Genomic DNA, 15629 nt, shown 5'->3' with positions numbered 1-15629 from the left:
CTTTTAACCATATAGCTATTGATTTGGTAACTTTTTGTTTTTTTACGCTACTTTTTTTTCATTTTAAATAAATAATCAATTGTACCCGGTCGCAAAAAGTGGGCAAGTCCCCTTATTTCTAACAATGTTTAATAATAGGTCTTTATTATCATAATTATTTTATATAACCGTCATTTAAACCAATATCTACAGTGTTTTCCGATTTTTATTGAATATTTTTAATTTGAAAGTACAATATACTCATAAACCACTACAAACTAGTAGTACTTAAGTTTTAACACTAATTAAAGTTGTCAAATTGTCGAATACCTAAGAGGTTATTTAAGCTCAAAATGAAAGATATTATTCTATTAAATTTATTGGTATGGTTAAGGAAGATGATATTAAATGGAGGAGTTTTGAATTTGCAAAGTTTACAATTTGAGGCATCATGGGAGAAGGCCATTGCTATCAATGACAGAAAACTGATAACCGATATTTTTCAAGTTAGCAGTAAAAAAGGTGAAGAGAGTATACAATTGGTACCCATTTGGGAAGCCATGAATTATAAAGGTGAGGTATTGATCACTGTTCTAATTCACAACTTTACAGATACACCACATACTTTTCGACATCAAAAATTTACCTACCAGGAAAACGAAACAGTTGTTGCAGAACATATTTTCACTATTCCTCAGGTAGTTATTAAACCAAGAAACAGCATGCCTTGGACATTTATCTTTCCTATTGAAAGTTTACTACTGAAAAAAATCCATGGAAATGGAAAGTTAGAATGTAAACTAAACGATTGAGTATATTAAAAAATAGCGAAACGCTTAACGAATTGTACGTTAGGCGTTTTCTAGTTAATGCTTTTTGTAACAAAAACTTATACTATCTTCATCAATTCTCTATCTTTTCTTCCGTGTAATAAATAGTAAACAGGAATACAAATAACAATCACCGCAACCATTGCTACAAAGATTGTACGGTATCCAGTGTTAGGTACGATAAAACCTAAAATATATGGTCCTACCCCTAAACCAATATCAAATAAAATAAAATAAGTTGCAGTAGCCAAACCAAAACGATGGGGCTCTGTTACTTTAACTGCTATTGTTTGCGCCACAGAATTAAAGTTACCATAACCAATACCTATAAATGCGGCTGCAAGGAGTAACATCCACCCTGCTGAAGCCTGGCTAAACAACAGCATGCCAATAGCAAATAGAACAATACATGGGTATACGATTATGTTCGCACCTTTAGTATCCATTAGTTTACCTGTAAAGGGACGAGAAATAATAATAACAATTGCATACACTAAAAAGAAATAACTAGCGGCACTAACTAGATTAATGGACTCTGCATAGAATGACAAAAATGTCATAACGCCCGAATAACTAAACCCAATAATTAATGCCACAAATGAAATAGGCACTGCTTTCGGTTCGATAAATTGAGATAAAATGGAGCTTTTAACTTCTGTTTTCTCTGGTTGTTTAATTGGAGCTAATTTTAGTTTCACAGCTGCCAAAAATAATATACAGAGGATAGACAAAGCAAGGTTCATCGTGAACATGATTGTGAATCCATTTTCCATCTTCAATAGTAGAATCCCTATAAAAGGACCAATCGCAGTAGCTAGTACAGCGCTTAGACTAAAATAGCCAATTCCTTCTCCTTTACGGGCTCTCGGCAATATATGAGCCACAATGGTACCGGTAGCTGTACCTATAATTCCAACGGCAACCCCTTGTGCTAAACGGTTAACTAATAGTAGCGGGATACTGTTTGCTAAAAAGTAAAATAAGGAAGTAATAGTAAAGAAAGATAGACCTACCCACAATATAGTAGTCGGTCCTTTTATTCCGATGAAACGTCCAGCACCAAGTCTCCCTATTAATGAACCTATAATAAAAATACTAGATACTAAGCCTGCCGTACTGGTGGATGCCTCAAATTCCGATTTTGCATAAGATGCGATTGTAACAAGTAGTAAAAAATATACTAATGTCGCTAAAAAATTTATAGTTGAAACGATTATAAAATCCTTTGTCCAAAGTTTTTCCTTGTTCATAAACTACCACTACTTCCTAAAATTTTGCTGCAATTTTTCTAATACCTTTTCCACTACCTCACACTCTTCCTCCGTGATATCTACTAAGAGGGAAGCTTGAAAAGCATGTACTACTTTCTTTAATTGCTGATATTTAACTATGCCTTCCTCTGTTAAATGCATCACTTTTTTTCGTTTATCGGTACCGTAAACAACATATATTAGATGTTGGTCAATAAGTTTCTGAGCAAGCGCTGTTACAGATGGCTTCTCGACACTCCAGTAGAGGGCAATTTCTGAATTTGTCGCAGGTCCAACCTCAGAAATATATCTTATTAATCCCCATTGGGCTTCCGACATTTGATATGGGCCTAACACTTGCTGTAAACCATTCGCATAGGGTCTTTGCAGTATTTTAAATTTAGCAAACATCGAGTTCAGATGAGTATCCTCCTTCATATTATAAAACTAAAATAGTTAGTTAGCCTAATTAATTAAATATCATTTTACTGCATTTGTAAAGTATTTAATAATTCATTCAACAGCTGATCGTTTCATATAAAAAACACTCTCACCATTATTGGCAAGAGTGTTATTACAGTACATAAGGAAATTCACTATTTAGGTCTTTCAAGAGAAAATATTTTACCAATTGTCGCATAGTTAGTTCCTGCTAAACGACTGACAGCATTTAAACTTTTGGGATCTACCTTTCCATCTTCATATATTGCTTCATCAATATGAAACTGAACTACTTCCCCTATGAATAAATCACTACTAGGTTCTTCTCCACCTAGAGGAATTGCTTGTATTAGCCTGCACTCCATTCGAACCTTTGCTTCCATTATGCCCGGTACCGTTACATTATCGCTTGCTACCAAAGTTAGATTCGCTAATTCAATTTCACTTTCTGAAGCAGGCAATGAAGCTGCTGTTTCATTGATTTTCGCTACATTCTCATCATCGACAATATGGACAACAAATTGTTGGTTATCATAAATATTGCGAGCAGTATCTTTTACTCGACCACTTGGTCTTTGGATAGCTAATGACACCATCGGCGGGTTGGACGAAACAATATTGAAATAACTAAATGGTGCTCCATTAACAATTCCACCACCCGATTGTGTAGTAACGAAAGCAATGGGCCTAGGAATAATAGAACCTATTAAAAGTTTATAATTCTCTCGCTCACTATTTTGTTTGGGATCAATCGAAATCAATAGTTTCAACTCCTCTATTAGCTGGTTGCAAGCACTTAATGGGAATAAGTTCTGAGCAAAACTTTCAATCTATTTGATATCGTTTTGCACAAAATTTATTTGGTAAATTATAAAATGCACATGCGAACATGTACATTTTATGATTTATCGTTTTACAATAATTATTTACGAATTGTATTTAATGCTGTTGTCCAAGGGATAACTTGATCTAGCATTTGGTTTACTGAATCTGCTTGTACCGCAGCTGGTTTGAAGTCTGTACCATTTTCAAAATCTGTAAATAATGATAATGCTGGATGTACACGTACATGCGCTACTAATAATTCACTTAAAATGCCACGTAAATGTTCAGTTGCACGAGCTCCCCCAACTGAACCATAAGATACGATTCCAGCTGCTTTGTTATTCCACTCTTCACGTAAATAATCTAAAGCATTTTTAAGTGCTCCTGTGATTGAGTGATTGTATTCTTGAACGATAAATACGAATCCGTCTTGTTTTGCAATAATTTCTGACCATGCTGCTGCACCTGATGCATCGCCGCCTGCTTCACCTAAAAGTGGTAGTTTATATTCTGCAATATCAATAATTGTATAGTTTGCATCTCCACGTTTATCAGCTAATTCTTTTACCCATGCCCCTACTTGTGGACTAACGCGTCCCTCACGTGTTGATCCTAAAATGATACCTATATTTAATTTTGTCATTGTTTTTTCCTCCTCTTGTTGTGGTTCCTGCGTTCCAAATAGTTTACTTAAAAAACCCAATTTATTTTTCACCACCTTAGTAGCAAGTATTACTAAACTAATACCGTTTTTATTCACCATATATTTAGTGAATATTTTTCTAAGTAATAGCTTTACTTTTCCCTATAGTTTCTTAAAATAATCAAAAGTAGAGATAATTTAGAAAAAGATCCTCTATTTGATTTTGACTTTTATATCTCTAATTAATAAATCTTTAATTCGAGATAATGATATCATAAATCGAAAATTATTGTCAAATGAAGTGTTTTGAACTGCTTTAAAGGTTTGTTAAAATTTTCCCAACCTAGCTAAACGTACCGCTCTGTGCAAGGTTTCTTTTGGCTATGATAGGACCTTTCAAGCACACTTGCGTGGGTTTAGATGCTTGTAGTTGCTATCCTTCTATAAAAAACACTCCTCCGAGATTGTCGAATGAGTGTTTTAGCGTTATTTTAGTAAGTCCATATATCGACTGGACACATATCTACCAATCCTGCGTAAAACCGCTTTTCTTCTTCCCTTAACTTGATGGTTTATTTGGATTTTCAACCCCAGAACAACCCCATTTTAAAATCCACAAAAAAACACCCTTACCATTCCTGGCAAGGGTGCTCTATAACTGTTGCTATATTAGACTTTTTAAGTAAGCCGCCTTTGCCGTACATTCATTAGAAAGTTTTAAACCACCACTCCTCAAAGTGGGTGTTCGCAGATACTATCCTGCATGTCCTTATTGTCTAAAAGAGAACAAGGCGTGTCATTCCAGCTCTATATAAAACTCCCTATTACAGCTTAAAGGTTAAAACTTAATATCCATACGTACAATGCAGCTTATGTTTATATAATATACTCTTCTCGATTAAATTTCAATGGAAATGATTTGGTATAATGTAAAAAGAGCTACAGAGGATGTGATGATGTGGACAAGGAATCAATAGAGAAAGAATTCGAAGACATTACTGATGAAGAATTACAGATACTAGTTCTAGAAGCACAAAGAGAAGCATTAGAAAAAGAAGCGTTACAAAAAACAAGACCAAAACCAAAGCGACCTTTTCCAAAATGGATATTCTGGACAATGGCTGTTGTCTTATTCGTCAATACATTTGCAATCATTTTTCAGATCTATTCCATTCCAGCCATTGAATTTATCAAAACTTCCGCTAAGTTATCAGCACAGGAAGATATTGCACGATATAAGGAAGCCGTTGTTGTTGTTTTAACGGATGATAGCAAGGGAACTGGATTCTCTATTTCAAAGGAAGGACAAATTCTCACCAATTATCATGTAGTCGATGACAATAAAAGCGTAATAGTTGGATTTCCAGAAGCGGGACGCTTTAAAGCAGATGTTATACAAACCTATCCGTCTATAGATCTCGCAATTCTACAAGTAGATGAAAAAGACCTCCCTTATTTAGAGCTTGCAGAAAAACCATCTTACTCATTTGGTGATCCTATTACCTTTATCGGCAATCCACTTAAATTTACAGGTATTGCGAATGAAGGAACAGTAATCGATTTTTATCAGTTAAGTGATTGGGAAGTCCCTGTAATGATGATGGAAGCTCCAGTGTATAGAGGAAATAGTGGCAGCCCTGTATTGGATGACAAAGGGAAAGTAATTGGCGTTGTATTTGCTACACTAGATCATGATGAGTATGGTAAAGTCGGACTTTTTATACCGATTAAAGAGTATTATAATTCCCAGAAATGATTACAGAAAGCCCGATTAGCATTGGTTCGCTAATCGGGCTTTTCCTGTTGCTCTCGTATAGGAATAAATGCCTCTTGTTCGTGCTAATTTCTCTTGTATAGCATTAAATCTCTCTCACATAAAAATAATCACATACCCACATTTAAAAATTTCTCTCGCCAAATAACTCGTTCTTTTTCATTCAGCTCATTTTCGAGTGTTTCATCCCATTGGTCAAGAAATGTATTCCAGACTCGCGCGTATAGAAGATCCTCTGATGGATTGTATAAAATAAATTCAAAGCAAGGAACATCATCTACATATAGTTCCGTGTTGGATACAATTTCAGATACGACTGTTTGAAGATCTCCATCCACTTTTTCCATTCCATTTGCTTGAAGTGCATCAACTAGTACGTCTTCTGCCCATTTAAATCTTACTTTTTCCTCCGAGGCATATCGGAAAAGATTCAACGTTTCTTCGCCGTCCAATGCCGGTTTTATTTCTCCCTGTAAAAAAGTAGAGTGGCTTGGGCTATAAAGTAAATTCTGGCTTTGGGCATCTAGTTCTTCTTCAAATATTCCATCGTTGAGTTGTTTAATCCCTTTTTCAGTTAACGCATAAACTTGATTTTTTATTTCTATTAATTGAGTTCTCTTCATAATGTTGATCAAATCTTCCATAAATAACTGCTCCACAAGTAGTAACTCACTAATTTGCATAGCACTTGTTACTTTTGCTTTTTGACATGTTATCAACATCATTTTCATTAGAACATCCATTTTTATACGTTTTACAGGTTTATATTCCACTTCAATTGTATGAAGTGGAATCGTCCACGCTGTGGATGAAACTACTTTAGCTTGAACATTTTGTAGTAACTCTTTTTTGAGGCGTTTTTCTAGTTCAATCATTTTAATATACTCCTATAACCTAAACATTATTTCTTTCTGGCACCTTGAAAGTTAGTCCATCCGTTCTTATCTTTTACAATTTGAAGCAAGCGACCATACATTTCTCTAGAAGTTTTTTGTTTTGCTCGTTTAGTGAACATATCGGAGCTTCCTACTAAAACAAGCAGCTCTCTTGCTCTTGATAATGCCACATTTAAGCGACGGTAGTCATTAGCAAATCCAATGTCTCCACTCTTTTCTTGATTGTTCCTTACCATACTTAGTAAGATGACATCCATCTCCATCCCTTGAAACTTATCTACAGTTCCAGTTCGGAAGGTCAAATGAGTTAAGTTAACCTGCTGTTGAATAAGTCGATCAATTCGCTTGACCTGCTCTCCGTAAAAACTAATGACCCCAATACTTTTACGTTCATCAGGATTCATTCTTCCTTCTTTTTTAGCAATTGCCGTAGCCTCATTTAAATCTATTAGTACGTCACGAATAGTATCTAACTCCGCTTGGTTAAAACGACTTTTCCCATCCTTCATACGCTCTTCAAAATACGGTTTTTGGTTGGGCATATCTATCCATAACAGATGGTCTTTTCTATTCACGTAGCGCGATTCAAGTAGGTGGTCACGGGCAGAATCTGAATCAACCAACCCACATTGGAGTCGATAATTCTCTTCCTCATAAAACGGAGTGATTGTCTGCATTATACTTTCATGCATTCTATACTGGATTGCTAGCATCGTTTTACTCGTCTTAGGTAAATTTTTGAATAACCGTTCAAATAATGATTCCTTTAAAAGTTTTTTTAACTCATCCTTTTCCTCTAGATTTTCACTTTCTTCTAGTATAGCCTGTAGTGTTTCATCTAGAGTATCCTCTCCAACAAGAGGTGGTAGCTGATGGTGATCACCAACTAGAATAACTTTCTTGCCTTTTAACATTGGTAAAAGCAATTCAGGTGGAGTTGCTTTAGAAACTTCATCTATTATAACTACATCAAAAACAGGGTAGTTTTCCATAAATTCTTTACGCGCAGATGCAACACATGTTGTTCCAATAACATTGGCATGACGAACATATAACTTACGAATTTCATCTAAATCGTGGTCATTTGCATCCTTTAATAGTGAGTGCCAGTCTTTTTGCACTGTTTGCGTAATTGGAAGGCGATCCTTCTCTAGTTGAAGCTTTACTATTTCTTCTTTAGTTTCTTTTATCGTTTCCCCTACTTTGTCGAATGCATGTTCAGGGTTTTGAAGTATAATTTCATCTAAAGCTTTTAGTTTGCGCTCTTGCTCTAAACCATCTGCATTCACTTGTTTAATTTTTTGATCGTTGTCTTGGAGAATAGCTTGTTTTCCCTCTAGTTCCTTGGTTAGCTGTTGAAAATGATTCTTTTTCATTTCCAGTTGTTCCATATAACTTATAACCGTTTCTTTCGTTTTCTTCAATTTGGCAAGAGAGACTTCGATTTCCGATTTCCTGCCTCTTAAATCCGAGTGTATCAAGAGTAGATTGGTTGTATCGATCTCCGTCTTTAGCTCATTCACTGTCTTTTGAAGAAACTCTAGTTGTTTCTTTTCATTTATGGTCTTATTAGCTATATCAGTTTGAAGATGTTGAAGTGATATAAACTCTCTATTGCTATCACTGAGCACTTGTGACTTAATCGTTTGAAACTTAGTAATGGAACTATTTTTTACTAACTGAATCATTGATTTCTGCTTTATCACAAATTTTTCTCTTACATATAATCCTTCCAGTAATATAGCTAACTTTTCGGTTGTTAGTTCATCATCACCCGTCATAATGTGCTTCATCCGATTCATAAACTGATGAATTTCTTTTACCGTATATTCAGTATCAAACAAAATACCGCTTCTTCCCATGTTGTTTTTTACATTTTCAACAGGGAATTTATACTTGAGAAGTAACTTTTCTACATAATCTATAGCAGCGTGTAAGCGAGAGTTTAAATCTTGCCAATCATTGAATGCTTTAATTTTGTCTATTAGCTCATCTAATTCAGCCATCTGTTGCTGTAGTTGCGATGATAGTTCTATTCCATACTCTTTCATTGTACTTTTCAGCTGATCTATCTTCTTGATAGAATCTATATCAATCTTTAACCTTTCAAGATGATTTAACTTTGTCAGTACGGTTTGATACTTCTCTCTATATGTTTCTACATTTGCTTCTGTTTGTTGCAGGGACGCTATCGTGTCCTTATATACAAGGTAATTTTGAATTCCCTTTATCTCTACCATAAGAGAGTCTATTTCGGTGACAAGTTCTTGCTTAGTCGGATTAGACACAAGGAATTGCTCCATAGTATTTACTTCATGCGCTAAAGCTTCCGACTTTACTCGTACTTCGTATAGTCTCGATTCTAGCTCTTCATGATCTTTTTTTAATAAAACCAATGCTTTTTTTAACTTTTTAATCTCTTCTATTCCTAACTCATACTCCACTTTTGCTTCTGCTTTTTGTTCAATAGCTTTTTTCAATAAAATTTGTTCTTTACTAAGTTCCTCAATTTGAAGCTTACATCCAGCTATTTGTTTAAGGAGCTGACCTTCTCTTAAAGAGTGTTCATCCAACTCTTTTTGTAAGGCAGATAAAGTTTGTTCTTTCCAATACTGCCCCACGTTTTCTTCGATAAACCTTTTGCCCTCTTCTTCAATACTTTCTGTCCTACCGAATCGCAGAATACGAATTTCTTTGTTTGAAAGTAATCTACTAAGTGCATTGTCTACTGCTAAATTAGATTGAGACGCTACAAGAGTACGTAACCCGGCCTTTGCATTTTGTTGACATATTTCAGAGATGACCGTTGTTTTTCCAGTGCCAGGCGGACCTTGAATCACATATAAATCTTCCGCTGACATCGCACCAATTACCGCTTCTTGTTGGAATTCGTTTAGCTGGTTATGGAATTCTAATTCTTTACGCTTTGCATTCACACGAATGGTTGGCCGATCTTCGAATAAAATTTTCTCGAGATTTGGATTGGCAGCTAACCCATTTTGTAAATCTTCAAATCCCTTCCGTAGACGTCTAATTTGACTGAGTGAGGCGAAATTACTAAAAACTGCCTCTTTCGATTTGGGATTCCATTGATTTTTCCTTGCAAGTTCTCTATATTTTGGCTTGATTTCTATTTCAATTGTTTGTTTTGCTCGATCTGATTTCAATATATCGCCTACGTCATTTTGGAAACCTTTTAACGTTACACTAAGACCTCTTAAGTTTTTCCATTCGTTCGCATTCATCGTACAGCCTTGCAAGCTCATACGACTAAAATCTGCATTGAAGATAAGTTTAGAGTATGGACTAGTTATATCCGCAATATCTGCATTACGCTCTTGAATCTTCAAATAACCTTCCCAACTAGAAATTCGTTTTTTTACATACTCTGAACGCTCTTCTGCTACAGGGAGTTCTTGAATTTTTGTATGCAATGCTAGCGGCATGCCTGCACCATTATTTTTAGCAGTAACAAATGTTAAATTGACCGGAAGACGGCGATTAGTACGAACAGGAACCTTCGGACCTCTCACATAAAGACCCGTTGCAAGTAAACCGTCTTTTTGCAGGATACACTCCATCACTACTACACGGTTATCCATTTTTTCAGCGAGCTTATTGTTTGCTACATTATCAAAATATATGGACAGTGATGTATTTCCATGATTATTTACTGGGCGCTTTTCAATATGTACTTCAAAAGAACTCTGTATGTTAAAAAAGGCATGTTCATCAGTTGACCATTCCTGAATTCCTTTGCGCGCTTTATTAGTAATCATTAAATTACAGCGCAATGTCTTAACTAAGGTTGCTGATTGGCTCATGAACAAACCTCCTTCTTTATCGTAAGTAAATACGTAATTTATTCAACTTATCTATGTTATCATTTTTAGCTGAGAAATTGCATAATCCGACTTATCTATCTTTCGCTAATACTATTTTCAAATAATATCAATAGGAGTTATGAAATAAATATGAATATTTTGTGAATTAATAATTGCTTACTCTATTAATCTTTATTATGATAGATTTACAGTTTTTAGATAGAAAATTCTAAAAATTGAATATAATTTAGGAGGAACGTGCATGGCGATTAAGACCGAAACTGCTTTAAATAAGACGAAACCTCTAGATAAAAAGAAAACAACACCCCAAAAAGGGGGTCCGCCTAATTATTCTGCAATTGCAGAAAGTACAGAGTTCAAATCCCTGAAAAGAAAGAAAAACAAATTTATTTTACCAATAACAATATTTTTCTTACTGAGTTATATTTTGCTTCCCATTTTGACTTCTTATACGACTATTTTAAATAATAATGCATTTGGTGACATCGCTTGGGTTTGGATTTATGCTCTTTCACTCTTTGTAATGACATGGGTATTATGCATGGTTTATGTCCGCCGTGCCAATGATTTTGATAAAGAAGCAGAGATTATTTTTGAAAAAGAAAAGGCTGGTGACTATAAATGAATGTAATAGGATTGGCATTTTTTGTAGCAATAGTTGGACTAACTTTATTTGTTACATATATAGCCTCCAAGCGTACAAACTCAGCCAGTGAATTTTATACAGCTGGTGGCGGATTAACTGGCTGGCAAAATGGAATTGCGATTGCTGGAGATTACTTATCCGCTGCTTCTTTCTTAGGTATCGCAGGCGCAATCGCACTTTTCGGTTTTGATGGTTTCTTTTACAGCATTGGTTATTTAGTAGCTTACTTGGTTGTGTTATATATTGTAGCTGAGCCACTACGAAATCTCGGGAAATATACTCTTGCAGATATGATTACTGCTAGGTTCGATCAAAAGAAAATTCGTGCAGCGGCTGCTATAAGTACATTAACTATTGTTTTGTTTTATATGATTGCACAGCTTGTAGGTGCAGGTGCACTTATTCAATTATTATTAGGAATCGATTATTGGGTTGCTGTTCTTTTAGTCGGTGTCATGATGACTATTTATGTACTATGGGGTGGAATGGCTGCAACTAGCTGGGTACAAATCATAAAAGCTGCCTTGTTGATGGTCGGCACTGTGCTTATTTCCGTCCTAGTATTGTGGAAATTCAACTTTAATATTCTAGGCATGTTTACAGAAATGAAATCCATAACTGCTAATGGTGAAGCATATTTACATCCTGGTGTGAAATATACAAACGGACTAGATACGATATCTATGATGATTGCATTAGTGCTAGGAACTGCTGGTTTACCACATATTCTAATGCGTTTCTTTACTGTAAAAGATGCAAAAACGGCTCGTAGCTCCGTTGTTTACGCTACTTGGATTGTAGGGATCTTTTATGTATTAACTATTTTCTTAGGATTTGGTGCTGCTGCATTTGTAGGTTCTGATGCAATCATAGCTGCTAATCCGGCTGGAAATATGGCTGCTCCTTTATTAGCACAGGCTTTAGGTGGAGATATTCTAATGTCGTTTGTCTCAGCAGTTGCATTTGCTACAATCTTAGCCGTTGTAGCTGGCTTGGTGCTTTCAGGAGCATCCGCTTTTGCACATGATTTATATGGACAAATTTTCAAAAAAGGTAAAGCAACAGAAAAACAACAAATGAACGCTGCGCGTCTTGCTTCTGTTGGGGTTTCTGCTTTCTCTATACTGCTAGCACTCGGTGCACAGTCTATGAACGTGGCATTCTTAGTTTCTCTTGCATTTTGTATTGCAGCAAGTGCAAACCTGCCAGTAATCATTTATACAATTTACTGGAAAAACTTTAATACCACTGGTGCTTTGACCGCTATAATCACTGGTCTCCTCTCCGCTCTTATACTTGTGGCAATAAGCCCTAACTTATGGGCTGCGGACGGTTCAATGGCCTTTACTGGGGAAGCTCTTTTCCCACTCACCAATCCTGCTTTAGTTTCAGTTCCTCTCGGATTCTTAGGTGGATGGATCGGCACACTTTTTGGGGCTCGAGCAGATCAACGAAAATATGCAGAAGTAGATGTAAAAGCAAATATTGGATTAAAATAACTTGTTTCCGTAAAAAAACCGATTCCTTTGGGAATCGGTTTTTTCCTTTATAATTACTCTGCTCGGTCCGGGAATACTCTATCCACTGTATCTGTGAATTCATTAAAGAACCCTTCTACTGGCTCATCTGCTCTTATTCTGTCTCCATAATCTTTAAACTGTTGCGATAAATCTGGATTGGCTGATACATACACATTTTTGAAGTCAGCATTTTCTTTCTTAGCAGCATCTGAAATTTTAGTTTTTATTTCTTCTGTCTCTTCCGTACCTTCTTTTAGTTCTACTGCCACGTATGCATTATTGTCTGTTACTAATACACTTGCCGATTCTACTTCTTCTAACTCTGTAATTTTATCTGCTACTTGATCGGCTACTTCTACATCTTGTGCATTAGTATCGTTTGTTGTACCGCCATTTGTAGCATTGCCATCTGTAGTACCTGCATCTGTTCCATTCATGTCTTCATCTACCATATCGGTGTTTTCTGTTGTTTTATCTGTCCCGTTGTCTTTCGCTTCATCATCATTATTATTACCACATGCAGTCAGTAATCCGATGAGAAGCATCATAAATACTAGTTTGAGTAATCTATTCACTTTTTCTTTCCTCCTTTTGATTTGCTATAAAAATAGCTTGGTCTATTTAATGGGAAATATGCGTAAGTTCATAAAAATGATTTCAATCTCTGATATACTTTGTTTATTGAAAAATCAGATAAGGGGAGAATATTAAAAATGAGTATGGATATTATTAAACAGCTTGAGGCATCATACGATGAAATGGTCAGTATTCGGCGCTATTTACATATGCATCCGGAAGTTTCGTTTCAAGAAGTCGAAACAGCAAAATATATACAAAAATTCTATACAGAATTAGAAATACCTTTCCAAGCAAATGTGGGCGGCAATGGGGTTGTTGCAAGAGTAAAAGGAACTTTACCAGGCAAAACTGTTGCATTGCGAGCAGACTTCGATGCTCTTCCCATCCAAGACGAAAAAAATGTCCCTTATAAATCAACAGTTCCAGGAGTCATGCATGCTTGTGGTCACGATGGACATACCGCTGCATTACTAATACTTGCTCGGACGATAAATGAATTTAAAGATCAACTAGCAGGTGAATATGTATTTATCCATCAGCATGCGGAAGAATATGCTCCTGGTGGCGCTAAACCAATGATCGAGGCTGGTTGTTTGGAAGGTGTAGATGTTATATTTGGCACCCATTTATGGTCTCAAACGCCCCTCGGTACCATTGAATATAAAAGTGGCCCCATTATGGCAGCAGCAGATCGTTTTTCAATCACTATCCAAGGAAAAGGCGGCCATGGTGCAAATCCACACGACACAAAGGATTCTATCGTAGTTGCCTCACAGTTAGTTGTAAACTTACAGCAATTAGTTTCTAGACGAGTAAATCCTACTGAATCCGCAGTGCTTTCTGTAGGATCTTTCATCGCTGATAACGCATTCAATATTATTGCAGATACGGTGAAAATGACCGGTACCGTCCGCACATTTAAACCTGACGTTAGAGATTTAATGGAAAATGAATTAAAACGCGTCTTAGAAGGCAATTGCTATACAGCGGATTGCTCTTATTCTTTCCTATATGAAAGAGGCTATCCTCCTGTAATTAATCATATAGAAGAAACAGACTATGTTGCAGAAATCGCTAGAACTGTTCCAGGAGTAAGCGAAGTGATTGAATCTGAGTTATTGATGATCGGTGAGGACTTTGGTTATTACCTAGAAGAAATTCCAGGTACTTTCTTCTTTACGGGGGCCATGCCGGAAGGAGATGTTTTCCCACATCATAGCCCCAAGTTCGATTTTGATGAACGTGCAATGTTAGTAGCTGCTAAAACGTTAGGAATTGCTGCGATTAACTACCATATGAAGTGAAACAAGACCTGAGAATCGGCTAGATTCTCAGGTCTTGTTTTCGCTTGTTGATAGCACCTATTGTACGAATGATAAAATTATTGTAGGATTAGTTGTTTGCAGAATTAAAGATTTTTTAAACCGTTTAGGAAGTTTGGTGAAATATTTGAATACAAAAGCGTTAATACTGGCATTATTTTCAGTAACTATTTGGGGTTCTTCGTTTGCTTCCATTAGTGCTAGCTTGCAGGGAGGATATACTGCAGGGCATTTAATATTAGTTCGATTTTTGATTGCTTCTATTATATTCTTTATTATTGCCTTGTGGCCTGGAGTCCAATTTCGATTACCTCACAAGGAAGATCTATTTAAAATAGTCATTCTCGGCTTGATCGGGATTAGTGTATACCATCTATGTGTTACATTTGGGCAACTATCGATATCTGCAGGAACCGCAGGTATGCTAATTGGTTCCGCCCCTATCTTCACAACTATTATTGCGATCATCGTATTAAAAGAACGACTCGGCAGAATTGGTTGGTTTGGATTAGCATTTGGATTTGTCGGCATTCTAATGATTGCTTTAGGGACAGGTGGAGGATCTTTAGGTATCTCACCAGGAGTATTTCTCGTTATTATGGCAGCCTTTTCTACCGCAATATTTTTTGTTTATCAGAAACCTTTATATAAAAAGTATACTGCCATTGAATTGACTGCCTACTTTACTTGGGTAGGTACGATACCTTTTTTATTCTTTGCACCTGGACTTCTCGAGGGAATACAACACGCAACGTTAGAGGCTAATATCTCTGCAGTCTATATAGGGATATTCCCAACTGCAATTGCTTATTTAACATGGGCCATGGCGCTGTCTTATAGTGAGGCAAGCTCCGTTTCAAATTCATTGTATTTGGAGCCAGTCGTTGCAATTATTGTGACGTGGATTTGGTTGCAGGAGCTACCTTCTGCCCTATCTATTGGTGGAGGATTCGTTGCTATTGCAAGTGTCATTCTTGTAAATATGTACGGCAAAAAACATCAGTTAAAGCTCTCACCACAAGCTTCGCCCCCTACCTATGATAAGATAGACATACTCTAATTGAAGGGAAGTATAATAT

The 15629-nt window shown here is 36.2% G+C and carries 13 protein-coding genes and 1 other RNA gene; 6 read left to right on the top strand and 8 right to left on the bottom strand.

Annotation, left to right across the window (positions count from 1 at the left end; genetic code table 11):
- Positions 1 to 404 precede the first annotated feature (404 nt).
- Complete coding sequence (locus MHI47_RS02065) at positions 405 to 791, top strand: SLAP domain-containing protein (protein ID WP_340768089.1); 387 nt, start codon at positions 405 to 407, stop codon at positions 789 to 791.
- Between the two features lie 77 nt (positions 792 to 868).
- Here MHI47_RS02065 and MHI47_RS02060 read toward each other — a convergent pair whose 3' ends face one another.
- The 5 genes from MHI47_RS02060 to ssrS all read right to left on the bottom strand — a co-directional run bounded on the left by MHI47_RS02060 (position 869) and on the right by ssrS (position 4843).
- Positions 869 to 2059 (bottom strand): MFS transporter, encoded by a 1191-nt coding sequence (locus MHI47_RS02060; protein ID WP_340829256.1) that lies wholly within the window; start codon positions 2057 to 2059, stop codon positions 869 to 871.
- Between the two features lie 9 nt (positions 2060 to 2068).
- Positions 2069 to 2470: a MarR family transcriptional regulator gene (locus MHI47_RS02055; RefSeq protein WP_093536152.1), complete on the bottom strand. Its 402-nt coding sequence runs from the start codon at positions 2468 to 2470 to the stop codon at positions 2069 to 2071.
- A 185-nt stretch (positions 2471 to 2655) separates the two neighbouring features.
- On the bottom strand, positions 2656 to 3261 hold the full coding sequence (locus MHI47_RS02050) for a flavin reductase family protein (RefSeq protein WP_340761319.1): 606 nt from the start codon (positions 3259 to 3261) through the stop codon (positions 2656 to 2658).
- A gap of 161 nt (positions 3262 to 3422) precedes the next feature.
- The gene (locus tag MHI47_RS02045; protein WP_093536156.1) at positions 3423 to 4028 is read right to left on the bottom strand and encodes an NADPH-dependent FMN reductase; all 606 of its coding nucleotides are present in this window, start codon (positions 4026 to 4028) and stop codon (positions 3423 to 3425) included.
- A 620-nt stretch (positions 4029 to 4648) separates the two neighbouring features.
- Positions 4649 to 4843: non-coding RNA, 6S RNA (ssrS, locus tag MHI47_RS02040), on the bottom strand.
- A gap of 83 nt (positions 4844 to 4926) precedes the next feature.
- On the opposite strand from ssrS, the gene MHI47_RS02035 reads away from it, so the two are divergent.
- Positions 4927 to 5724 (top strand): S1C family serine protease, encoded by a 798-nt coding sequence (locus MHI47_RS02035; protein WP_340829253.1) that lies wholly within the window; start codon positions 4927 to 4929, stop codon positions 5722 to 5724.
- Between the two features lie 128 nt (positions 5725 to 5852).
- Here the strand turns inward: MHI47_RS02035 and MHI47_RS02030 are convergent, their stop codons facing one another.
- Together MHI47_RS02030 and MHI47_RS02025 are read right to left on the bottom strand one after the other, a co-directional pair.
- Complete coding sequence (locus MHI47_RS02030; RefSeq protein WP_340829251.1) at positions 5853 to 6617, bottom strand: hypothetical protein; 765 nt, start codon at positions 6615 to 6617, stop codon at positions 5853 to 5855.
- A gap of 26 nt (positions 6618 to 6643) precedes the next feature.
- The gene (locus MHI47_RS02025) at positions 6644 to 10462 is read right to left on the bottom strand and encodes a DEAD/DEAH box helicase (protein ID WP_340829248.1); all 3819 of its coding nucleotides are present in this window, start codon (positions 10460 to 10462) and stop codon (positions 6644 to 6646) included.
- A 262-nt stretch (positions 10463 to 10724) separates the two neighbouring features.
- Between MHI47_RS02025 and MHI47_RS02020 the strand changes: the two genes are divergently transcribed.
- Both MHI47_RS02020 and MHI47_RS02015 read left to right on the top strand, forming a co-directional pair.
- Positions 10725 to 11108, top strand: a complete 384-nt coding sequence (locus MHI47_RS02020; RefSeq protein ID WP_093536163.1) for a DUF485 domain-containing protein — start codon at positions 10725 to 10727, stop codon at positions 11106 to 11108.
- On the top strand, positions 11105 to 12628 hold the full coding sequence (locus MHI47_RS02015; RefSeq protein ID WP_340761313.1) for a solute symporter family protein: 1524 nt from the start codon (positions 11105 to 11107) through the stop codon (positions 12626 to 12628). Before MHI47_RS02020 ends, MHI47_RS02015 begins: the two co-directional genes overlap by 4 nt.
- Positions 12629 to 12681: 53 nt before the next feature.
- Here MHI47_RS02015 and MHI47_RS02010 read toward each other — a convergent pair whose 3' ends face one another.
- Entirely contained in the window at positions 12682 to 13224 is a 543-nt protein-coding gene (locus tag MHI47_RS02010; protein WP_093536167.1) for a YhcN/YlaJ family sporulation lipoprotein, read from the bottom strand.
- Positions 13225 to 13362: 138 nt separating this feature from the next.
- Between MHI47_RS02010 and MHI47_RS02005 the strand changes: the two genes are divergently transcribed.
- Positions 13363 to 14532, top strand: a complete 1170-nt coding sequence (locus MHI47_RS02005) for a M20 family metallopeptidase (protein ID WP_340829242.1) — start codon at positions 13363 to 13365, stop codon at positions 14530 to 14532.
- A 136-nt stretch (positions 14533 to 14668) separates the two neighbouring features.
- Complete coding sequence (locus MHI47_RS02000; RefSeq protein ID WP_322788066.1) at positions 14669 to 15610, top strand: DMT family transporter; 942 nt, start codon at positions 14669 to 14671, stop codon at positions 15608 to 15610.
- The last annotated feature ends 19 nt before the right edge of the window (positions 15611 to 15629 follow it).

Origin of the sequence: Psychrobacillus sp. FSL H8-0487 (assembly GCF_038008385.1) — a bacterium.
Lineage (GTDB): Bacteria > Bacillota > Bacilli > Bacillales_A > Planococcaceae > Psychrobacillus > Psychrobacillus psychrotolerans.
Note: the sequence above shows the minus strand (reverse complement) of the source record. Positions and strands in the feature narration are given on the sequence as shown.

Excerpts from the sequence above, each read along its gene's own strand:
- MHI47_RS02060 (WP_340829256.1), bottom strand. The coding sequence starts at position 2,059 with ATGAACAAGGAAAAACTTTGGACAAAGGATTTTATAATCGTTTCAACT.
- MHI47_RS02055 (WP_093536152.1), bottom strand. The coding sequence starts at position 2,470 with ATGTTTGCTAAATTTAAAATACTGCAAAGACCCTATGCGAATGGTTTA.
- MHI47_RS02030 (WP_340829251.1), bottom strand. The coding sequence starts at position 6,617 with ATGATTGAACTAGAAAAACGCCTCAAAAAAGAGTTACTACAAAATGTT.
- MHI47_RS02025 (WP_340829248.1), bottom strand. The coding sequence starts at position 10,462 with ATGAGCCAATCAGCAACCTTAGTTAAGACATTGCGCTGTAATTTAATG.
- MHI47_RS02020 (WP_093536163.1), top strand. The coding sequence starts at position 10,725 with ATGGCGATTAAGACCGAAACTGCTTTAAATAAGACGAAACCTCTAGAT.
- MHI47_RS02015 (WP_340761313.1), top strand. The coding sequence starts at position 11,105 with ATGAATGTAATAGGATTGGCATTTTTTGTAGCAATAGTTGGACTAACT.
- MHI47_RS02005 (WP_340829242.1), top strand. The coding sequence starts at position 13,363 with ATGAGTATGGATATTATTAAACAGCTTGAGGCATCATACGATGAAATG.